This is a genomic window from Salmonella sp. 32010601201800023SM (assembly GCF_017572235.1).
In the GTDB taxonomy this organism is placed as follows: domain Bacteria; phylum Pseudomonadota; class Gammaproteobacteria; order Enterobacterales; family Enterobacteriaceae; genus Salmonella; species Salmonella enterica.
The window spans coordinates 1,243,548-1,266,353 of the sequence record NZ_JAGEQS010000001.1; the positions used below are offsets into that span (position 1 = coordinate 1,243,548).

The 22,806-nt window shown below is 51.8% G+C and carries 17 protein-coding genes; 8 read left to right on the forward strand and 9 right to left on the reverse strand.

The features are described from left to right. Positions 1-31: 31 nt before the first annotated feature. From J4617_RS06380 to pncB, 4 genes are all read left to right on the forward strand, one after another. On the forward strand, positions 32-271 hold the full coding sequence (locus tag J4617_RS06380; RefSeq protein ID WP_001237031.1) for a DUF4060 family protein: 240 nt from the start codon (positions 32-34) through the stop codon (positions 269-271). A 40-nt stretch (positions 272-311) separates the two neighbouring features. Then, the gene (locus tag J4617_RS06385) at positions 312-560 is read left to right on the forward strand and encodes an excisionase family protein (RefSeq protein WP_000065276.1); all 249 of its coding nucleotides are present in this window, start codon (positions 312-314) and stop codon (positions 558-560) included. A 44-nt stretch (positions 561-604) separates the two neighbouring features. After that, a complete protein-coding gene (locus J4617_RS06390) occupies positions 605-1,897 on the forward strand; it encodes a site-specific integrase (RefSeq protein ID WP_001262307.1) in 1,293 nt (430 codons plus the stop codon). A 194-nt stretch (positions 1,898-2,091) separates the two neighbouring features. After that, positions 2,092-3,294 carry a nicotinate phosphoribosyltransferase gene (pncB, locus tag J4617_RS06395; protein ID WP_017465611.1) on the forward strand — a complete coding sequence of 401 codons (1,203 nt, stop codon included), beginning with the start codon at positions 2,092-2,094 and terminating at the stop codon, positions 3,292-3,294. A gap of 80 nt (positions 3,295-3,374) precedes the next feature. Here the strand turns inward: pncB and J4617_RS06400 are convergent, their stop codons facing one another. Together J4617_RS06400 and dpaL are read right to left on the reverse strand one after the other, a co-directional pair. After that, complete coding sequence (locus J4617_RS06400) at positions 3,375-4,808, reverse strand: amino acid carrier protein (RefSeq protein WP_017465610.1); 1,434 nt, start codon at positions 4,806-4,808, stop codon at positions 3,375-3,377. Positions 4,809-5,053: 245 nt separating this feature from the next. Continuing rightward, a complete protein-coding gene (gene dpaL / locus J4617_RS06405; RefSeq protein WP_021294193.1) occupies positions 5,054-6,268 on the reverse strand; it encodes a diaminopropionate ammonia-lyase in 1,215 nt (404 codons plus the stop codon). 316 nt (positions 6,269-6,584) lie between these two features. On the opposite strand from dpaL, the gene J4617_RS06410 reads away from it, so the two are divergent. The 4 genes from J4617_RS06410 (at position 6,585) to aspC (ending at position 11,719) form a co-directional block, all read left to right on the forward strand. Continuing rightward, the gene (locus tag J4617_RS06410; RefSeq protein WP_000762342.1) at positions 6,585-7,046 is read left to right on the forward strand and encodes an Lrp/AsnC family transcriptional regulator; all 462 of its coding nucleotides are present in this window, start codon (positions 6,585-6,587) and stop codon (positions 7,044-7,046) included. 200 nt (positions 7,047-7,246) lie between these two features. Continuing rightward, a complete protein-coding gene (gene asnS, locus J4617_RS06415) occupies positions 7,247-8,647 on the forward strand; it encodes an asparagine--tRNA ligase (RefSeq protein ID WP_000117867.1) in 1,401 nt (466 codons plus the stop codon). 605 nt (positions 8,648-9,252) lie between these two features. After that, positions 9,253-10,344, forward strand: coding sequence for a porin OmpF (gene ompF / locus J4617_RS06420; RefSeq protein WP_000977709.1), 1,092 nt, complete (start codon positions 9,253-9,255; stop codon positions 10,342-10,344). A gap of 184 nt (positions 10,345-10,528) precedes the next feature. Next, positions 10,529-11,719, forward strand: a complete 1,191-nt coding sequence (aspC, locus tag J4617_RS06425) for an aspartate transaminase (protein ID WP_000462653.1) — start codon at positions 10,529-10,531, stop codon at positions 11,717-11,719. A gap of 61 nt (positions 11,720-11,780) precedes the next feature. On the opposite strand, the gene J4617_RS06430 is transcribed toward aspC, so the two are convergent. The 7 genes from J4617_RS06430 to cmoM all read right to left on the reverse strand — a co-directional run bounded on the left by J4617_RS06430 (position 11,781) and on the right by cmoM (position 22,723). Continuing rightward, a complete protein-coding gene (locus J4617_RS06430; protein WP_001109471.1) occupies positions 11,781-12,428 on the reverse strand; it encodes an MBL fold metallo-hydrolase in 648 nt (215 codons plus the stop codon). Between the two features lie 27 nt (positions 12,429-12,455). Further along, positions 12,456-13,004, reverse strand: a complete 549-nt coding sequence (locus J4617_RS06435; protein ID WP_000357052.1) for a YcbK family protein — start codon at positions 13,002-13,004, stop codon at positions 12,456-12,458. A 257-nt stretch (positions 13,005-13,261) separates the two neighbouring features. After that, a complete protein-coding gene (gene ldtD, locus J4617_RS06440) occupies positions 13,262-15,109 on the reverse strand; it encodes a L,D-transpeptidase (RefSeq protein ID WP_017465608.1) in 1,848 nt (615 codons plus the stop codon). 344 nt (positions 15,110-15,453) lie between these two features. Continuing rightward, a complete protein-coding gene (mukB, locus tag J4617_RS06445; RefSeq protein WP_017465607.1) occupies positions 15,454-19,920 on the reverse strand; it encodes a chromosome partition protein MukB in 4,467 nt (1,488 codons plus the stop codon). Beyond that, positions 19,920-20,624, reverse strand: coding sequence for a chromosome partition protein MukE (mukE, locus tag J4617_RS06450; protein WP_000060025.1), 705 nt, complete (start codon positions 20,622-20,624; stop codon positions 19,920-19,922). The genes mukB and mukE overlap by 1 nt, the downstream gene beginning before the upstream one ends. Beyond that, positions 20,605-21,927: a chromosome partition protein MukF gene (gene mukF / locus J4617_RS06455; protein WP_001288828.1), complete on the reverse strand. Its 1,323-nt coding sequence runs from the start codon at positions 21,925-21,927 to the stop codon at positions 20,605-20,607. The genes mukE and mukF overlap by 20 nt, the downstream gene beginning before the upstream one ends. Then, complete coding sequence (gene cmoM / locus J4617_RS06460) at positions 21,920-22,723, reverse strand: tRNA uridine 5-oxyacetic acid(34) methyltransferase CmoM (RefSeq protein ID WP_001154028.1); 804 nt, start codon at positions 22,721-22,723, stop codon at positions 21,920-21,922. Before cmoM ends, mukF begins: the two co-directional genes overlap by 8 nt. Positions 22,724-22,806 lie beyond the last annotated feature (83 nt).

Genomic DNA, 22,806 nt, shown 5'->3' on the forward strand with positions numbered 1-22,806 from the left:
GGGGTTACGCCCTCCCGCCTGAGGAGGTTTTATGCGCCTAATAAATCGCAGTAAGCAATCGCCATTGGGCCGTCGCGCATGTGATGTTGCACTGGCGGCGCATCATGAAAAGTTCGGCGATTACGGCAGACAAAAGCACGTTACCAATTACACCGTTGTAGTGGATGGCGTAAAGGTGCCTGTTGAAGTAGTTAACCGGGCCACCAGCTACGTAGCCACCGCAATGATCGGCGTCCGGAAACTTAGAAATCTGCCAGCACAGGCAAACTGAATATTAGCGATGGCCCGCTGCGGGGCCACTGGAGAAAACGATGAGCAACATTATCCAACTGACGCCAAACAAGTGGGTTAGCGAAAAAGTTCTGATTGCGGTTACCGGGCTTAAGCCCGGAACCATTACCCGCGCCAGAAAAGAATCCTGGATGCTGGGCCGCGAGTACCTGCACATTTCACCAGACGGAAATCCGAAGCCTTCGAGCGAATGCATATACAACAGAGAAGCCGTTGATCAGTGGATCGAGGCGCAGAAAAAAAATCAACCAGGTGCGAAGACAACATGAAAAGCAGTACACTCGTCAATGCTCCTGGACGTCAGGAGGGATTAATGGCTAATGCATCATACCCGACAGGCGTCGAAAACCACGGCGGTTCGCTCCGCATCTGGTTTCTGTATAAAGGTAAACGTGTCAGGGAAAACCTTGGTATCCCTGACACTGCAAAAAATCGCAAGATAGCTGGCGAACTGCGTTCTTCGGTTTGTTTTGCGATAAGGATGGGGAATTTTAACTATGTGGAAAAATTCCCAAACTCACCGAACCTTGCCCGGTTCGGTCAGGATAGAAAGGAAATTACTGTGCTGGAGCTTACCGAAAGATGGTCCGAGCTGAAGAGAATGGAGATCAGCTCTAATACCATGAGTAGGTACGAATCTATCATAAAAAACATGCTTCCACTCATCGGCGAAAACAAAATGGTTTCTGCGGTGACTACTGAGGATTTGCTGTATGTCAGGAAGGAGTTGCTGACGGGCTTTCAGGTAATGAAGAAGGATCACCGGACTCAGGTTAAAGGCCGGAAATCGTCCACAGTGAATAATTACATGATGCTGATGGCCGAGATCTTCCAGTTTGGAACAGATAACGGCTATGCAAAGGAAAACCCGTTTAGCGGAATTAACCGTCTCAAGAAAGCGAAAGGGGAACCAGATCCACTCACGACAGACGAGTTCATCAGGTTTATCCAGGCATGCGGACACCAGCAGATGAGAAATCTCTGGTCACTGGCAGTCTATACCGGAATGAGGCATGGGGAGTTGTGCGGTCTGGCCTGGGAAGATATCGATCTGCATGCCGGGACGATCATTGTGAAGCGCAACCTTACCCAGACGGATGAGTTCACCCTGCCAAAAACCGACGCAGGTACTGACAGGGTGATATATCTCATTCAACCAGCTATTGATGCCCTGAGGAATCAGGCCCAGTTGACACGCCTTGGCCGGCAGTTTGAGGTTGAAGTGAAGTTGCGGGAATATGGACAATCTGTCATTCAGCCCTGCACGTTCGTATTCAGCCCTCAATGCGTCAAACGTGGACCTCGCACAGGATATCACTACGCGGTTAATTCCATTAATAAAATTTGGGCCCCGATAATCAAGCGTGCCGGCATTCGTTACCGTAACGCGTATCAGTCACGACATACCTATGCATGCTGGTCATTATCAGCTGGTGCTAACCCAAACTTTATAGCAACGCAGATGGGGCATACCGATGCACAGATGGTTTACAAGGTGTATGGAAAGTGGATGTCAGAGAAGAGCGCAGAACAGGTTTCTCTGCTCAACCAGGCACTTTCCCGCTATGCCCCATCACTGCCCCAAAGCATGGTAGCAGCGCAGTAGAAATCCTTAAATTCAAGGGGTTAGCAGTCGCATCGCTACATTTTTATAACATGGGGCACGAAATGCGCTCGACCCTAAAGACAGCTTATGGTGTGATCGGGGTTCAATAAATCGCTAAACAAGGTATACTCCAGCGGTTTTCTTAGTTGTTTATTGTACTAAACGCTCCCGTGAGAGGACGCAACAGCGCACCTATGACACAATTCGCTTCTCCTGTTCTGCACTCGTTGCTGGATACAGATGCTTATAAGTTGCATATGCAGCAAGCCGTTTTTCACCACTACTATGATGTGCAGGTAGCGGCTGAGTTTCGTTGCCGTGGCGACGACCTGCTGGGTATTTATGCCGATGCTATTCGCGAGCAGGTGGACGCGATGCAGCACCTGCGCCTCCAGGAGGACGAGTTCCAGTGGCTCTCCGGCCTGCCCTTTTTTAAACCGGATTATCTGAACTGGTTACGCGAGTTTCGCTATAACCCAGATCAAGTCTGTGTCACCAACGATAACGGCAAGCTGAATATTCGCTTAACCGGCCCGTGGCGTGAAGTCATTATGTGGGAAGTGCCGCTGCTGGCCGTGATCAGTGAGCTGGTTCATCACTACCGCTCGCCAAACGCGGGCGTTGATCAGGCGCTCGACGCGCTGGAAAGTAAGCTGGTTGATTTCACTGCGTTAACCGCAAATCTCGATATGTCCCGCTTCCACCTGATGGACTTCGGCACCCGCCGCCGTTTCTCTCGTGAAGTGCAGCAGGCGATAGTTAAACGTCTCCAGCAGGAGTCATGGTTCGTCGGCACCAGCAACTATGATCTCGCGCGTCGCCTGGCGCTGACGCCGATGGGCACTCAGGCGCACGAATGGTTCCAGGCGCATCAACAAATCAGTCCGGACCTGGCGACCAGCCAGCGTGCCGCGTTGGCCGCCTGGCTTAACGAATATCCGGACCAGCTTGGTATCGCATTGACAGATTGCATTACAATGGATGCGTTTTTACGCGATTTCGGCATTGAATTCGCCAGCCGTTATCAGGGGTTACGCCACGACTCAGGAGACCCTGTCGCATGGGGCGAAAAGGCGATTGCCCATTATGAAAAGCTGGGGATTGATCCGCTGACAAAAACGCTGGTCTTTTCAGATAACCTTGATCTGCCAAAGGCGGTCGAGCTCTATCGCCATTTCGCCTCTCGCGTGCAGTTAAGCTTCGGCATCGGTACCCGCCTGACCTGCGATATCCCTCAGGTAAAACCGCTCAATATCGTGATTAAGCTCGTGGAATGTAACGGAAAGCCGGTGGCTAAACTTTCCGACAGCCCCGGTAAAACGATCTGTCATGATAAAGCGTTTGTGCGCGCGCTGCGTAAAGCGTTCGATCTCCCGCAGGTGCGTAAAGCAAGTTAACCATGCCTGTGCGAAGCGCCCGGAAAGTGGGCGCTTTGTTACTCTCCTGACCATCTTACCTGTTCTGGCCGCGATGGTGACTATTCTTCCCCTTCACTCTTCGACATATTTACGTGCGTAATTTGCGTTGTTTTTTCAGAATTAGTGTCCCGCTGTGTACGCATTCTGAATAAATTGAATTCGCTAATAAATTCTTTACGCAGCAAGAACAGAGCAATTACGTTGGGGATAACCAGAAAACCGACAGCAATATCAGCCATTAACCAGATTACCGGGATTTCCATATTAACGGCAATCAGTGGCGGCAAAAAATATAGCCATTTAATGATGCGTTCTAGCTTATCGCCAAAAATATAGTTTATCGAAGTGCGAAATTTAATATATGAGCCAAGATAAGAAGTAAACAGAATCAACGCCACACCGAGACAGAGAACCTGAACAATAATCGGATGCCATGTTTCTTTTAAGGCGGCAAAGATAATCTGAATACCTTGATAACTGGCGTCTGTCCACATACCAGAAGCAAGTACAGCAAATGCAGTAAAGTTACAGGTAATCATTGAGACAAAAAAAACTTCCACTGCCCCCCACATTCCCTGACGGAAAGCGTAATCCACGTTGGCAGTAGCATGTACTGTGGCCGAGGTACCCATGCCGGCTTCGTTAGTGAATATTCCGCGACTGGCTCCTTTACTGATGGCCATCATGATGGTTGACCCGACAAAGCCACCGGCTGCTGGCGCAGGGGCAAAGGCATAATAGAAAATACTTTTTATAACCTGTGGGATAGCCTCGATATTCAATACCACTACACCAGCGGCACCAATGAAATAGGCAATGGTGATCGGTGGAAGTGCAATCGTACAGAATTTACCAAGACTGGCGAGTCCTTTTAAAATAACCAACGCGCCTACGATGACAATAAATCCCCCGATGACGCTTGTTGGGATGTCAAACGTATAGTGAATGACCGCCGCCATCGTATTAGTTTGCACAAAACAGGCATCCGTAATAACCAGAATCATTAATGCAAACGCATATAATCCTGCCAGGGGATGCCATTTTTTATTGAGCCCTTTCTTAATATAATGCATTGGGCCGCCATAATATTCGCCATTCTCACCTTTACTTCGGTATTTCACCGCCAGCGTCACTTCAACCATTTTGGTCATCATACCCACGACCGCAATGATCCACATCCAGAAAATTGCCCCAGGTCCGCCAACCGCAATAGCCGCAGCAACACCTGCGATCGTTCCCGCGCCTAATGAGCCGGATAGCACAGTGGCAGCCACCTCTATTGATTTTAAGGATTTTTTAGACGCTGCCTCGCCAGTAGTGTTTTGTTTATTTTTTCCGGCAAGTGTACCAATTGTATTACGGTAAATGTCTTTTAAATTAATAATCTGGAAAAATTTGAGGCGTACTGTAAAATAAAAACCAATGCCGATGACACACAAAAATAATGGGCCACCCCATAGAAATTCAAAGAGTTGTGAAAGTTGCTCTAACATAATGACCTCGGATTTAAATTAATTCGTTCAGTCTCAGAAATAATCTTTCCAGTTCAGCGTAATCCTGAATTTTGCCAACAACACTAAACTGGAAAGTCAGCGGGTAGGAGCATCCCTTACTCACTAAATGCCGTTTTAATGGTATATTGTTATAAAGTCTTGCTTCCTGCATTAGGTTTATTATGCGTATAAAAAACGCATTTTTTACATGCTACCTTTATTATCTAATTTTTTAGTCGTAATGTTTAAGCACTGCGTCCGTTCCAGACTATATCTTCATAAATATCTGGGGACGTATCGCCTTCGGTGCTAATAAGCAGAACATGAGCACTGGCATCAAGCTGTAAGCGATTAGCAAGATCCTGATAATGCATATTGTTCATCAACTCATAAAGTAACCCTACGCCAATAGCTCCGGACTCGCCGGAAATAAAAGGCGTATCCGTACCTGGACGCGGCGCGGCAGAAATACGCATACCCTTAGCCGCCAGACAGTCATCAGCGGAAATAAAACAACTGGTGTTGTCCCGAATAATAGGCCAACTGATAATATTCGGCTCCCCACACGCAAGCCCGGCCATTATCGTCGCCATATCGCCAGTGACGCAGTGAGGTTGACCATCATCCATAACTGCGGATTGATAAAGACAGTTGGCCTGATGCGGCTCAACCACAATAATATTAGGGGTATTTTCCTGCATTTTTTCAACAAAATAACCCATAACACTGCCAGCAAACGATCCCACCCCCGCTTGTAAAATAAGATGGGTTGGCAACGGACTGTTTGTTTCTGCGAGCTGCTCATAAGCTTCAACCGCTAGTGTCATATAGCCTTGCATAATCCACGTTGGGATCTCTTCATACCCTGTCCAGGCTGTATCCTGCAAAAGCACCCAGCCTTTTGTTTGCGCCATTCTATGGGCCAGTCGCACTGCATCATCGTAGTTCAGATCGGTGATGGTGCATTCAGCTCCATGATGACGAATATTCTCTGCCCGGATTAACGATGATCCCTTAGGCATATAAACGACGGCTTTTAGACCTAATTGCTCCGCCGCCCACGCCACACCACGGCCATGATTGCCATCCGTCGCGGTAACAAAAACACAATCTTTAATTTTTTCTTTAATCTCAGGAGTATTAAGGGCAGCAAAACTTAACGAGTTAATATCACATTGCAATTTATCAGCGAGATATTTTCCTACAGCATAAGAGCCGCCCAGACCTTTAAAAGCATTCAGGCCAAAACGCCAGGACTCATCTTTAATATGGATGGACCCTAGTCCAAGCCGCCGGCTTAGATGCGCCAGATTATGTAACGGCGTGACGGCATAATTGGGTAATTTTTTATGAAATGCTAACACCTCATGCCCAACATTTCCGTTAAGCAAACTTAAGGCCGCTCCTGTACCATATTTTTTCCGACGTGTATTAAACTGATATTTAATAAGCTCATGCATAATGATACCTTTTGTTAAAGTTTATTTATTGAAATAATATATTTTTGTCAATTATTGAGTAGAAACAAGCAAAGAACTCGCGTTTTGTGGCTGTAGTAGTGGTTATCCTCACTTTAATAAACGTACTGATAAAAGAGTCGCACAATATCTATTACGTCCTTTTCTTTATTCCACTGATTATGATAGTACTATGCTTATTGCTGTTAAATGGCGCGAAAATGCCCATCGTCGTGCAATTTTCACCTTTTTTTAACGGCCTGGACGCGGCAAAATTGCGCACAGTGATAGTCATCACATTAAAGAGGTTATTTGCGATATGAAGCTTGACGCCTGGGATAAAAACATTCTGACATTATTGCAGCGCGATAATCGTCTTTCTCAGCGGGAAATCGCCGAACAGGTCAATCTTTCACCTTCGGCAGTGAATCGTCGTATCGCGGCACTGGAGGAGGCGGGCATAATTAAAGGCAATGTCAGCCTTATTGATGCTGGCAAAGTGGGACGCCCGGTCACGATTGTGGTGCAGGTGGTGATCGAAAACGAGCGATTCAATTTACTGGAAGAGGCTCGTCAACGGTTTGTCAGTTGCCCGCAGGTGCAGCAGGTCTACTACGTAACGGGCGATTTCGACTTTTTACTGGTGCTCAATGTTCGTGACATGGCGGAATATGAAGCGCTTACCCGTGAGCTTTTCTTTTCCTCAGGCAATATAAAGTCTTTTAAAACGATTGTCGTGATGCAAAACGCCAAGCAAGAGATGCGCGTCCTGATCGAGTAACGTGCGCAAAGCTTGCAAAACCAGCCTAAATTCTCAATGGTTCGCGAGCAGGTGCGAACTTTTTACAGGTTTCTTTCTGAAAACCTGCTTCCAGATGCGATTTCTGCTTGTCTGATTGCAGATGCCAGGTAACATAGGAATACCCCCATTTCGGGTGGACAAGTGTTTATTTTTTCCGACTATTAACTAGAGAGAATATTATGAGCGTTGTGCCTGTAGCCGACGTACTCCAGGGCCGCGTAGCCGTTGACCAAGAAGTCACCGTGCGCGGATGGGTGCGTACCCGCCGAGATTCAAAAGCTGGCATCTCCTTCCTCGCCGTTTATGACGGCTCCTGCTTTGATCCTGTACAGGCTGTCATTAATAATTCTCTGCCCAATTATAATGAAGAAGTATTACACCTGACGACAGGCTGCTCCGTGGTAGTAACAGGTAAGGTTGTCGCGTCGCCGGGACAGGGGCAAAGTTTCGAAATCCAGGCCACGAAAGTAGAAGTCGCAGGCTGGGTGGAAGATCCGGATACCTACCCGATGGCGGCAAAACGCCATAGCATTGAGTATCTGCGTGAAGTCGCGCATCTGCGCCCGCGCACCAACCTGATTGGCGCGGTAGCGCGCGTCCGCCATACTCTGGCGCAGGCGCTGCATCGCTTCTTCGATGAGCAGGGTTTCTTTTGGGTCTCTACCCCGCTGATTACCGCTTCCGATACCGAAGGCGCTGGCGAAATGTTCCGCGTCTCAACGTTGGATCTGGAAAACCTGCCGCGTAACGACCAGGGCAGGGTAGATTTTGACAAAGACTTTTTTGGCAAAGAATCATTCCTGACCGTCTCCGGCCAGCTCAACGGTGAAACCTATGCCTGCGCGCTGTCCAAAATCTATACTTTTGGGCCGACCTTCCGCGCGGAAAATTCTAACACCAGCCGCCACCTGGCGGAGTTCTGGATGCTGGAGCCGGAAGTGGCATTCGCCGATCTGGAAGACAACGCCCGTCTGGCGGAAGCCATGCTGAAATATGTCTTCAAGGCGGTTCTGGAAGAGCGTGCGGATGACATGAAGTTCTTTGCCGAACGCGTGGATAAAGACGCTATCGCTCGTCTGGAGCGTTTTGTCTCTACCGACTTCGCTCAGGTGGATTACACCGATGCGGTCGCCATTCTGGAACGCTGTGGTAAGACATTTGAAAACCCGGTGTTCTGGGGCGTCGACCTCTCTTCCGAACACGAACGTTATCTGGCGGAAGAGCATTTCAAAGCGCCGGTAGTGGTGAAAAACTATCCGAAAGAAATTAAAGCGTTTTACATGCGCCTTAACGAAGATGGCAAAACCGTGGCGGCCATGGATGTGCTGGCGCCGGGAATCGGCGAAATCATCGGTGGTTCCCAGCGTGAAGAGCGTCTGGATGTGCTGGATGCCCGTATGGCCGAAATGGGGCTGAATAAAGAGGATTACTGGTGGTATCGCGACTTGCGTCGCTACGGTACTGTACCGCATTCCGGCTTTGGTCTGGGCTTTGAACGCCTTATCGCTTACGTCACAGGTGTGCAAAACGTGCGCGATGTTATTCCGTTCCCACGGACCCCACGCAACGCCAGCTTCTGATTTTTACGTCACACTCAAGGCCAGCTATGCTGGCCTTTTTTTCGCCTGAATGTCAGTTTTATTCTCAATAAGTAAATAAATTTAATTACAACCCTCTGAATTACCACATCTTGTTACTGTATATTTCACGAAAATATTTACACATAAAAATTAATCCTTAATTTTATTGCGGATTAGATTTTTCTGTTCTAATAGCACAATTTTTAACCACCATTTCAGACATCAAGACTTCCAAATGGCTATTTTTATGAAATAGCTCGCCTGCTGTTTTTTCAGGCACAACGGTGCCACAAGCCAATAATTACAATAAAATCATAGCGATAAAAGAAAAACGATCAAATCAAAGCGAGAACTCAGGGGAAGTTTGACGTTGTTCACAAAGTTCCGCGAAAATAACATTTGTTTACATATTTTTTCCTTTTGAAACTAAATCTTTATATTTGTAGCACTTTCACGGTAGCGAAACGTTAGTTTGAATGGAAAGATGCCTGTCAGACACATAAAGACACCAAACTCTCATCAATATTTCTGTAAAGTTTTATTGACGGAATTTATTGACGGCAGTGGCAGGTGTCATATAAAAAAACCAATGAGGGTAATAAATAATGATGAAGCGCAAAATCCTGGCAGCGGTGATCCCTGCCCTGCTGGCTGCTGCAACCGCAAACGCAGCAGAAATTTATAATAAAGATGGTAATAAGCTGGATCTGTACGGTAAAGCCGTGGGTCGTCACGTATGGACAACGACTGGCGATAGTAAAAATGCCGACCAGACTTATGCCCAGATTGGTTTTAAAGGGGAAACGCAAATTAACACCGATCTGACCGGTTTCGGTCAGTGGGAATACCGTACTAAAGCAGACCGCGCTGAAGGCGAACAGCAGAACTCGAATCTGGTCCGTCTGGCCTTCGCGGGTTTGAAATACGCGGAAGTGGGTTCAATCGATTATGGTCGTAACTACGGTATCGTTTACGATGTTGAATCCTATACCGATATGGCCCCCTACTTCTCCGGCGAAACTTGGGGCGGCGCCTATACTGATAACTACATGACCAGCCGTGCTGGCGGTTTGTTGACCTACCGTAACTCTGACTTCTTTGGTCTGGTGGACGGTCTCTCTTTCGGTATCCAGTATCAGGGTAAAAATCAGGACAACCACAGCATTAACTCTCAGAATGGCGATGGCGTAGGTTACACCATGGCATATGAGTTCGACGGCTTTGGCGTCACCGCAGCGTACAGCAACAGCAAGCGTACTAACGATCAGCAGGATCGCGATGGTAATGGCGATCGCGCAGAATCATGGGCCGTTGGCGCGAAATATGATGCAAACAACGTCTACCTGGCTGCCGTATATGCTGAAACCCGCAATATGAGCATTGTTGAAAATACGGTTACCGATACCGTGGAAATGGCAAACAAAACGCAGAACCTGGAAGTGGTCGCTCAGTACCAGTTTGACTTTGGCCTGCGTCCGGCAATCTCGTATGTGCAGAGTAAAGGTAAGCAGTTGAACGGCGCCGACGGCTCGGCCGATCTGGCGAAATATATTCAGGCGGGCGCGACTTACTACTTCAACAAAAACATGAACGTATGGGTTGACTACCGTTTCAACCTGCTGGACGAAAACGACTACAGCTCCAGCTACGTTGGCACCGACGATCAGGCGGCTGTCGGTATTACTTACCAGTTCTGATCAGCAGACCCCTTTGTTTTATGCCTCAAAAACAGGACTTCGGTCCTGTTTTTTTATCTCTCTTAGAGAAAATGTGCGTCTTTCAAAAACAGGCGGGCTTTTTAGCGCTAACGGTTGGCATTTTGTAAATCTGCCGTTAACCTGATAGCGGATTTCCCTTCTGTAACTATAATGGAACCTCGTCATGTTTGAGAACATAACCGCCGCTCCTGCCGACCCGATTTTGGGCCTGGCCGATCTGTTTCGCGCCGATGACCGTCCAGGGAAAATTAACCTTGGCATTGGCGTATATAAAGATGAAACCGGCAAAACACCGGTGCTCACCAGCGTTAAAAAAGCCGAGCAGTATTTACTGGAAAATGAAACGACGAAAAACTATCTCGGCATTGACGGGATTCCGGAATTTGCTCGCTGCACTCAGGAACTGCTGTTCGGCAAAGGCAGCGCGCTGATTAACGATAAGCGCGCACGCACGGCGCAAACGCCGGGCGGTACCGGCGCGTTACGCATTGCCGCCGACTTTTTGGCAAAAAATACTCCGGTAAAACGGGTGTGGGTGAGCAACCCCAGCTGGCCGAACCACAAAAGCGTGTTTAACGCTGCCGGCCTGGAAGTTCGGGAGTACGCTTACTACGATGCGGAAAATCACACGCTGGATTTTGAAGCGCTACAAGCCAGCCTGAGCGAAGCACAGGCCGGCGATGTGGTTCTGTTCCACGGTTGCTGTCATAACCCAACCGGCATTGACCCTACTCTGGAACAGTGGCAGGTTCTGGCTGAGCTTTCCGTTGAAAAAGGGTGGCTGCCGCTATTCGATTTCGCCTACCAGGGCTTTGCCCGCGGCCTGGAAGAAGATGCGGAAGGTCTGCGCGCCTTTGCCGCGCTGCATAAAGAGCTCATTGTCGCCAGCTCCTACTCCAAAAACTTCGGCTTATATAATGAGCGCGTCGGCGCCTGCACCCTCGTTGCCGCCGATGCGGAAACCGTGGATCGCGCTTTTAGCCAGATGAAATCCGCCATTCGCGCTAACTACTCCAACCCGCCAGCGCACGGCGCGTCCATCGTCGCGACTATCCTGAGTAATGACGCCCTGCGCGCTATCTGGGAACAGGAACTGACGGACATGCGCCAGCGTATCCAGCGTATGCGTCAACTGTTCGTGAATACCTTGCAGGAAAAAGGCGCGAACCGTGACTTCAGCTTTATTATCAAGCAGAACGGGATGTTCTCATTCAGCGGTCTGACCAAAGATCAGGTGCTGCGTCTGCGTGAAGAGTTCGGCGTTTATGCCGTGGCTTCTGGTCGCGTGAACGTGGCGGGCATGACCCCGGATAATATGGCGCCGCTGTGCGAAGCCATTGTCGCGGTACTGTAAAAAGCTGCCGACTGGCGTGACCGATAAAAAAGCCTGCACATTGCAGGCTTTTTCATTCTGCTTACCAGACCGGCATCTCATCTTGCAGGAAGGGATTATGCAGACGCTCGTATCCGAGCGTAGAGAGCGGGCCGTGGCCAGGAATAAAGGTCACATCATCGCCAAGCGGCAATAATTTACGCTTAATGGCGTCAATCAACTGGGTGTGATCGCCGCGAGGAAAATCGCTGCGCCCGACGCCACCTTTGAAAATCACATCGCCGGAGATCAGCAGTTGCGACTGTTCATCAAAGAAAACCACGTGTCCCGGCGTGTGTCCCGGACAATGTAACACCTGTAACGTCACATTCCCCACGCTGACGCGATCGCCGTCGTTCAACCAGCGATCAGGCGTCAGCGGCTGACACTCATCCAGACCAAACATGCGGCTTTGCGCCGGCAGTCCTTGCAGCCAGAACTCATCTTCTTTTTCCGGACCGATAACAGGAACGCCGTAATGCTGCGCCAGTTCACTCGCCGCGCCGACATGATCGAGATGCCCATGCGTGAGTAAAATTTGCATCAACGTCACGCCGCTGGCGTCCACTTCCTGTTTAATTTTTTCCGCGTCGCCGCCCGGATCGACCAGCGCCGCCAGCCGGGTTTGTTCGCACCAGATTAATGAACAGTTCTGGGAGAACGCGGTGACCGGAATAATACGATAGTTCATACTGCTCCTTTGATTAAGCCTCGCTGATTACCAGTGCCGCGCCGGCCCGGTATCAATATGCACAAAGTTACTACGTGGGTAATATCCTACACCACCTGCGCGCATAGATAACGCCGCTTTGCGAATATTGCTCAGTGCCACGCCCTCAATATGAAAATCCATCGCCTGCCCTTTTGTATGGTAGCTTTTTTTCGCTACGCCGCTGCTACGGGCGCGTAATTCATTATTGGTATCAAGAGAACGGTAGCCTGAGATGAGCTGCACAGGTTTACGCGTCCCTAACAGCCCCTGAAGTCGGTAAAGTTGGTCAAACAGGCGGGGATCGATTGATCGGACTTTATTCGCGCGATAGTCACGGAAAAAATGGTTTAACTTTGCTAATTCATCCTGAATGTAGGCTCTTCCATCGAAAAACTCCGCTTTGATTGACTCTCCGGTATGGAGATTGTTTAACGTCAAAATGCGCGGGCGTGGGGTCGAGAGTGTGGCAAACGCTGGCGCGGGCAGGATGGCGGCGCCGAGAGCGACACCACCAAGCGCCAGCAGCTTGCGGCGATTAGCGTCAAATTTGTCCATGATAATCAGGTCTACAGGTCAATGTTATCGTTAATACACTTCTACCTTTAAGCAGACATGATCGGCTGGCACAGACTTCTGAACGGCCCGGTCGACTTAAAGGTTGTTGTATATGCACTTCTGGCGCACGAAAGGCACCTTAACTGCCGATAAAGCCCGCGTCAAGATGGCCCTCCCCCAGCCACAACGGGGGTCTACAGCGAAACGCCCCGTTGAAGCCAAACATTAGGACAACATATTTACCAGAACTTCTTCATTTACCTGATTAATTGTTCAACCTTTGGCACAATTTGTGCGCTGGATCGCGCTGTGAGATCGTAATTGTAAATATCTGTACGATATTGCATACGTCCATCTGCGCCGACAAAGGCGGTCAGATAGTAAAGATTTACTGGAATGTTCTGCCGGATATTGACATACCGCGTGTCGCCTTGCTTCAGGGCGCCAGAGATCCGCGCATCGTTCCAGCCAGCATCCTGCAAGAGCATATTCGCCAGTTCAGAGGCCTTATTGACCCGCACGCAGCCGGAACTTAACGCCCTGGCGTCACGCTGAAAGAGAGTATGGTTAGGCGTATCGTGCAGATAGATCGCATCTGAACTCGGCATATTAAATTTATAACGCCCCAGCGAATTGTGCGCGCCTGGCGCCTGCTGGAAACGGAACGGAAGATTCGATGGCGTAATGGTGGCCCAGTCAACCTGCCACGGATCGATCGCTTCTTTGCTGTTCCAGCCGCGCATCACGGTGTAGCCATGGCGCTCCAGATAGCCTGGGTCATTCCACACCTTCGGTAAAATGTCTTTACGCGCAAGCGTGGGCGGAACGTTCCACGGCGGGTTCACCACCACATTATTCAGCGCGCTGCTCATCATCGGCGTTTTACGATCGGGACGCCCGACGATCACCCTCGAAGCCAGCACCTGGTTGCCATTCTGATAATAGACCAGCGAATAAGCGGGAATGTTTACCATAATACCGGTAGAGAGTTCCGCTGGCAGCAGGCGTAAACGTTGGATATTCAGTGCCAGTACGCCTGCGCGTTGCGCGGGGGTCATATTAAGCCAGTTACGCGTCGCCGGGCCAATAACGCCATCCGCCCCCAGCCCTTGCCATGCCTGAAAACGCTTTACCGCCTCGACCAGCTCACGATCGTAGGCGCGTGCCGCCGGAGCCGGCTTACTACGGCGGGCCGTTGGTTCGTCGACCGGCTGCGCCACCGATGTTTCGTCGACCACGGCGGAGGGGCTGACGACGGCGCTATCAGCAGTGTTATCGCCGGGTAAGGCTATCTTTGGACCGCCATCCAGCATCCCCGTACGCTGTAATATTTCGCGCAGCGCAGGCACATCGTTACTCCATTGCCCCGGGCGCAGCGTCGCGGTATTGGCCAACTGCGGCCACGGGCGAGAGTCCGCCACCAGCTTCAGCAACGCGTCATGCATGGGCGCATACTGTGGGTGCTGCGGCGCCAGGCTGGCGACAAACATCGGCAACTGCCCCTCTTCCAGCGCGATTTGCCACTGGTTAATCACCGAGACTGGCGGCGTCGCCAATGCGTAAGGTTTGTTGCTATATAACCAGCGCTGGCCTTTGACGGGGATATTCGCAATGAAATGGAGATAGCCCATCATGGCGTCTGACAACACAACATCGCGCGCCATACCGTTTACGGCGGGATCGGTCAACAATGCCACCCAGGCGGTAAACTGCGGCTGGAATCCGGCAATCGCCACCTCCGCCAACTGTTGCTGGAAGGCTTTCACCGCATCGCGATTATCCCACATGGGCTTCATGTCGCGCGCGGCATACAGCAATGTCAGCTGGCTCATATAGACCGGCGTATAGCCGGAAGGAAGCTGCGACTGTAAATCAGCCCGGACTTTCTCGGCTGAAACGCCCTCCGGCAGCGGCTGAATCCCGGCCATAATCGCCGTCGCGGCGGATTGCTTCTGCGGCCCAGCCTGATCCGTCGCGGCAACGGCGCTATCGCCAGGTATCATTTCAGGCTCATCGGCCTGCGCATTGAACAGTGGAGCGAATGTTACGGCCAGGCATAAACTGATTGCCGACAGACAACGACCACACATCTTATTAAGCAACATCCCTTGCCCCCTGTTTTCGTTATCATACTCCGCATGACTGCGCTGCCCGCAGCGCGGGTCAACCGCAACCAATGCTTTTGTTTAGTATGACGAGTCAGCCTGCTCACTCGTCAGGCTTAACTCCAGTATATAAAGTTCGTTACGTTTTTGCCTAACCTAATGTAAAGAAGTTTAAAGAAAATGCACTACCCGGAGAGATTTTTCAGATAAAGAAAAAGGCGGCTTTCGCCGCCCCAGGCTAATGATAAAACAGAACTTGTTGTACCGGATGGCGGCGTAACCGATTTATCCGGCCTTGCCTGATAAGCGAGGCGCCATCGGGCACTTCATCGTTTCTGCCGTGTTTAACTCGCTTCTGAAGGCGTATCTTCCGTCTGCGTACCGGGAAGCGTTTCCGGAAGCTGCGGCGCAAAGCCACGCAGCCCGACAACATGAACATGCTCAGTATTCTGAAACACTTTACGCACCAGTTTATAGGTCGTGCCCTTCTCCGGACTGATGTTTTCCGGCGCAGCGATGATGAGCTGCATCTGCAAACGTTCGCATAGTTCAAACAGCGTGGCGATAGAGCGCGCATCCAGACGCGCCGCTTCATCGAGGAACAGCAGGCGACATGGCGAAATATCTTTCCCGCGCAGTCTGCGCGCTTCGTCTTCCCAGCTTTGCACCACCATCACCAGAATTGACATCCCGGTCCCGATAGCTTCCCCCGTTGATAGCGCGCCGGATTCCGCACGCAGCCAGCCGTCGGACCCACGGTTAACTTCAACTTCCATTTCCAGATAGTTACGGTAGTCCAGCAGCTCCTCGCCGATGGTCTGCGGCGTGCGTTGCCCCATATCGATCTGCGGATTCAGACGCTGGTACAGTTTCGCCAGCGCTTCGGAGAAGGTCAGACGATTGCTGTTAAACAGATCCTGGTGCTGCTCCTGCTGTTCTGAAAGCACATCCAGCAAGGTGGCATGCGTTTCACGCACGTTGACGTTTAACCGCACGCTATTCACCTGGCCAAAAGAGACGCTTTGCAACCCCTGGTTCAGCATACGGATACGGTTCTGTTCACGCTGGATAGTCTTGCGGATGATGTTTGCCACGCTGCGGGAACTGATCGCCAGCTTTTGCTCACGCGATGTCAGCTCTTCCGTCAGACGGCTCAGTTCAATCTCCATTTGTTCAATGGCTTCAACCGGATCGTCGGTACGAATAATATCCTGACGAATACGTTCGCGCAGATGCTGGTAAACGGCCACAAAGAACTGGATTTTACGTTCCGGGCGTTTCGGATCTTCCGACAGACGCAATACGTCGCGCAGATGTTCGTTATCCGCGACGGCCAGGCGCAGCGCGCCCAACGCCTTATCCGACATGGAGCGCAGTTCATCCGCCGACAGATAAGCCAGCTCACGACGGTGCAGACGGCGTTCCACGCCATTGTCTTTCACCATCCGCATGACTGCGCACCAGCCGGCTTTCGCGGTCACAACCTGCTCGCGCATTTCATGATAATCGCGCTCCAGCTTGCGCAGCTTACGGGTCAGGTTCTCCATCTCCGCTTCGCAGAAGGTGAGCGCTTTCTCAAGCTGATTGCGACGCGAACGGTTATTGCTCAACTGGGCGTGCAGTTCATCGCGACGCTGGCGGGCGCGCTCTTCCGCCCCGCTGTCGGCGCGAACGCCAATATCCTGTAATTCGCGCTGCAAATCGTTAAGCAGCTCTTTTTTCGTGTCGTAAGAGCTTTTTAGCGAGGCCAGAACCTGGCTGTACTGACTTAACTGCGCGGCATGGCTGCGCAGCGCTTCGCGGGCGCGGGTACGCTCGGCTTCCGCCTGCTCCAGCCGCTGGCGCAGCTTTTCGTTGAGATCGCTGTTGCCGCTCAGCATTTCCGCCGAGTCGGAATAGCTGAAATGCGCCCGACGTTCGACAACTTCAGCCAGAGCAAAAGCCTGCTGGCGCGCGTCGCGCTGCATTTGCTGCGACCATGCATAGTCTTCTTTTAATTGCTCAAACTGTTCCGGATCGCTTTGCAGAACGGAAACTACTGGCTCCAGTTTGGCTAACTGGTTTCCATATTGCTGCACAAATCGCGCCGCTTCCTGCGCCTCATCCAACCGCTCCTGAATTTCATCGACCCGATCGGCCAGCGTTTCATCGGCCAATAAATTCAGCCGCGGCAGCAAACGGTTAAGCGCGGAAACGCCCTCTTTGGCCTGCTCAAACTGAAGGCGCTGCTGCTGGTTGTCGCTTTCATGCGTCGCCAGCGCGCGCTCCAGCTCGACGCGACGCCCGTTCAGTCGGCGAATTTCCGCTTCCGGATCGTCCTCAAAGGCAACAGAAAGGTGGCTACCGATAAAACGGCTGAACGCCTGGTGCAAACGCTGGGTTTTCTGCACGTCAAACGAGAGCGTGGCAAAGCGCTCGGAAAGCACTTCCCGTTCCGCATGGAGACTTTCAATACGGTTCTCGCGCGCCGCACGGCCAAAAATAGGCAGCGACGGAAAACGCGAATAACGCCACTGACGGTCGGCAATTTTCACGACCACCGCCTTTTCCAGCTCGTCAACGCTGAATACGCTGTCATCAAAAGACTGCGGATCGCCTTCGATCAGGTACAGATCTTCCGGGCAGTCGGTCAGACCTTCAAGCTGTTCGGCTATTTGCGATAAATCCGGTACGACGATCGCATGGCGCGACGGACCATACAGTGCGGAAAAGTACGGCGCATCTTCAAGGCTGACATCATCGTAGATTTCCGACAGCAGTACCCCGCCAAAACGCTCCGCCAGCGCATTCAAACGCTGGTCTTCCGCGCCGCCCGGCTGGCTTAAACGTTCGATCTCTTCATCAACCGCATTTTTACGCGCGCCCACTTCGTCGCGTTCGACAATGGCTTCGCGCTCACGCTCCAGTAGCTGTTGCAGGTATTCGGTCACTTCCTGGCTGGACGTAAACTCCTCGCCGCACTGTTCGCTAAGCTGGTTCAGGCTATTCTGCGCCGCCAGCCAGACAGGAGCGCGTTGCATCAGATGCTGGATACGGGATTGCAGCTGTTCCTGTTCCTGACGCAAGGCCATACGCTGTTCGCTGGCTGACGACACGCTCTCAGACAAGGACGCGATGCGGGCTTCCAGCTCCTGATGCAGCGCTTCCAGTTCGTCAATATCAAAATTTTTGCCCTGTCGCTTACAGAACTCAGCCAGCAGACGTTCCGCCTCTTGCTGCTCGCGCAGCCGCTGTTCCAGTTCGCTCAGGCGCATCCGCAGCGGCTGTACCTGTTCCGCCAGATGACGCTGGTTCACGCCGTCCCGTAACAGCTCGCGCGCCACGTCCCAGGCTTCGCTACGCGCCAGCGGGCCGTTGATCGCCGCTACCAGCTGGTAAGCCTGCTCAAACTGGCTGTGCGCGGTTTGCGCCACGCTCATTTTTTGTTCCAACGACAGCAGTTTTTCCGTAGCTTCCTGCTCTTTTGCCTGGAAAGTATCCAGCCATTCGGCGGCGCTTTTCGGCGTTAGATCCGGCAGATGGCAAAGTTCTTTAGCGCGGGCGAGCGCTGATATCGCCTGGTTATACTGAATCGCGCGCGTTTGCTGTACATCCAGCGCCTGCTGGTAATCCGCAAGCTGGCTTTTGAGTTCATCGACTTCCAGCTCGGCGGCTTCGGCACGCGCTTCATTTTCGTCCTGCATTTCGGCGGCTTCCGCCACCACTTCGTTTTGCTCTTCGAGTCGAATCTGCAGCTCTTCAAGATCCGCTTCGTAGCGTTCAATTTTTTCCTGCTGGCGCAGCGCGGTTTGTACCAGATTCAGGTGATCGCTCGCCGCCTGGTAATCCGCCTCAAGAGAACCTTCGGCACCGTTATGTTCGCCCAACTCACGGGCCATATCGACGTGCTTGTACTGCTCCGCCGCCAGTTGTTTGCGCGATGTGTACAGTTCGCGTCGAAACGCCAACGCCTGATCAAGGTGAACCCGACGCTCATTGGCGTGGCGCATATAATCCGCCGCCACATAATCGGTGGCTTCGCTGATCAAATGCTTAAACAGATCGCGATCGGATTGGGTAACACGAATCGCTTCCAGCGTGAGTCGGTTCTCGCGCAGCGCCGCTTCCATATCCTGGAACGCCTTGCGCACGCCGCTGTTTTCCGGCAATAAATAATCGCGTAGCGATCGGGTAATGGCGCTGGAGATCCCGCCGTACAGCGAGGCCTCTATCAAACGATAGAATTTACTACGATCGGAAGCGGAGCGCAGACGACGGGCGATGATCCCTAAGTCAAACATCAGCGAATGATAATCGGTGATGGAGTTAAACTGCTTAAACTGCACGCCTTCCATCTCGTCAAGCTTGTCTTTCAGCTCAGCAAGCGACAGTACGCGCGCCTGACGTTCGTTTAATGTCTCCGTCACCAGTTGTGTCGGCTGTACCGACATTGGCAGCCCCTGGATAGCGAACGGTTTGATGTCCACTTTGCGATCGCGCCCAGCGACCTGCTGCAGACGCACGCCGACCACCACCCGCTGATGGCGGGAATTAATGGTGTCGAGCATGGAGTAACAGACGCCCGCCTTCAGCTTACCGTGCAGACCTTTATCGCGCGAACCGCTGGTGGCGCCGGCTTCCGTGGTGTTACGAAAGTGCAGTAATGTAAGATCCGGGATCAGCGCCGTGACGAACGCCGCCATCGTCGTGGATTTCCCGGCGCCGTTGCCCCCGGATAACGTCGTGACCAGTTCATCCAGGTCAAAAGTACGGGCAAAAAAACCGTTCCAGTTAATCAGCGTTAGCGAGCGAAATTTACCGCGTTCAATCATTATTCTTCCTCTCCACTGTCCGGCTGACTCTCTTCGGTCTCATCATTAAGTTGCAGATGGTTTTCAATGGGCATCGCTTCCCCGTCGCGGATGAGACGACGCTGCGCCTCGCGAGGATCGTCGCCGGCGCGGACATCCGCGCCAAAGCGGAAGACCGATTCGGTAATGCGGAATTTGCTACTGTCGTGGCCCATAAACCATACCATGCCCAAACGACGCAGGCGGTTTAAAGAAGAACGCACCTTTTCCTGCAGTTTCTGACGATCAACATCAGATCCCGTCGAGCGGTTATTCACCAGCTTTAGCAGTTTGGCTTCGTCCGCAAGGGTAAGCAGCTCGTCGTACAACTCCTGCTGAGTAAAGATCCCTTCGTTGGCCAGACGTTCCGGGCTAAGATAGAGGTAGCAGAGAATTTTACCGACCATCATATCCAGTTCGGATAACACCGAGCGCGGGATAAGCGTGGTAGAACGCGGACGCAGGTAGAAGAACCCCTCCGGCGCGCGAATCAGCTCCACGTTATAACGCGCGTAAAACTCTTCCAGGTATTCCTGAAAATCCATCAGAAAGGCATGATTATCCAGTTCGTCCAGCCCGATGTGGCGGCCCGAACGTAATGCGCTATCCAGCGCCGGAAATAACGGATTCGCCAGCGCCTGCGCCAGCTTAACCGGCATCACTTGTTCAATATTTGTCAATGACATGCGCCTGTACCTTGGCTCCGTAATCATTAATCGGCTGCCATTTGGCTGGCAGTCCGGTGAAATCTGCTTGCGCTACGCCAAGACGTACCGCTTGATCGATAACAATACGCGCCACGTCGAAATGACGCGCGCGCGGGTATTGCGCCAGATACTCGCGCACCACCAGCCCAAGATCCAGTGGCGTTTGTCTGGTTTTGTAGATAGCCAGCTGTTCTTCAATGATGGCCGCTAACTGCTCGCGGATCTCGTTAAACTCTTCATATTCCAGATCCGGCGGCAACTCCCCGGTGACTTCATCGTCACGCAACGCCATCTCTTCATCGCGCATATCCAGCAGACGATCGGCATTCGCATAGGTTAGCGCCCATGGATCGTCAAAATAAGTCTGCACTGACTGGCGCAACCGCTGGGCGAAGACACGGTTTTTATCCATATCGATCGCGGTACGGATAAATTTATGCACGTGACGATCGTAGCCGATCCATAAATCAATAGACTGCTGACCCCAACTGATAATGCGGTCGAGTTTACTTTGTAAGTCAAACACCAGCCTGTCGACAAAATGCAGATCGTCGTGCGTCATCGTGGCATCCTGAATGCGCAGCAGGTTAGCCTGCAGCTTATCGCCCGCCGCCTCCAGCGTATCCTGCAACTCGCGCAGCGTACCGGACGTTTCGGAAAGCAGCAGCTCACAGCTGGAAATCGCCGCCCGCCAGTCTTTATTCAGCAGTTGTGCGATATCGTCTTTCACCTGCTGCTGCTGTTCATCCATGATGCGCTGGGTGAGATCGATACTGTCGAAAATCTCCGCCACCGAATATTTCAATGGCGCGTAAACGTTGCGATGCCAGTGGAACTCATCGCCACCCTCCGCTGCCGCATCCGCCGCGCGCTTCAATTCGCCGGCCACAATCGACAACTGCATAGAAAGACGCAGCGTAGAGAATTCGCGTTGACGAATGTAGTAATCGGTGATGCCAATCCCGAGCGGGGTTAATCGGTAAATCGCATTGCCTTCAGCCTGCTCGCTGGTAAAGCGGTTCAGCAGACGTTGACGCACCATATCGTTAATCGCGTTGTTCGCGCGCACGCCGATGGTTTCGCTGGTTTGCTCAAACGCATCACTCACATGGCGGAATGCATCCACCAGCTCGCCTTCACTCATCTCGCCGTCAAGGCGTTCGCCGTTCAACGTGGCGACCGCCAGCAGAAAGGAAAGTCTGTCTACCGGCAGCGAGATGGAAAAGTCGTTTTTTCTGGCCCAGGCAACCAGTTCGGGGACTGTCTGGGAAAATTCACTCATAGGTTATCCTTGCATCTGCGGCTAGCGCCGGGCTTTTAATCGCGGTGACATGAATGTAGCGCCCAAGGCTAATATACGGCTCCTGGCGGCAATAACGCGTTTCCAGTTCGACCAGGGTCTCATAACAGTCACGCTGCTGGTGTTTTTCACGCAGATAATCATGAAACACACGCACGCCGGTTTTACCGGTAATCTGCCAGCCAATCGCCTCCAGCCACTGGTACACCTGCGCGGGGTCGCGCGGGTAGTCAGGCGACAGCGTGCGCTTCTTGCGTTTAGGCATCCCCGCCTGCACGTAGTCAAAATTACCCGCCACCATATTGTGCATCAGCAAACCGTTAGCGTTATAGAACATCAACGACAGCACGCCGCCAGGGCGCAATACTGACCAGAGCGTTTCTAATACGCCGACAGGATCGGCTACCCACTCCAGCACAGCATGAAACAATATCAGATCAACCGGGCTTTCCAAATGCGAAGCGACGTCCTGAGCCGGGCATTGTATAAAATGCATGTCTTTGCTCACACCTTTTGCCTCGGCCGCCTGCCGCGCGCGGGCGATCATTTCGCCAGACAGATCGCATAATGTTACCTGATGGCCGCGTTCCGCCATCTTAATCGCCGTTTGCCCTTCGCCGCCGCCGGCATCCAGTACCCGCAGTTTTCGCCCGCCAATCTCCTCCAGCACGCGATCCAGGTCTTGCCACAGAATGGCTTGCCGCAGTTGTCCTTTGGTCGTGCCGTAAATGTTACGGGAAAACTTTTCAGCAATGTCATCAAAATTGCGATCCTGCATCGGACTCTCCACAGGCTGGCTCAGGCGTTATCTGATAAAACCGCTATTTTGTCACAGCCGCGGCCAGAATGAACCTGTCTGGT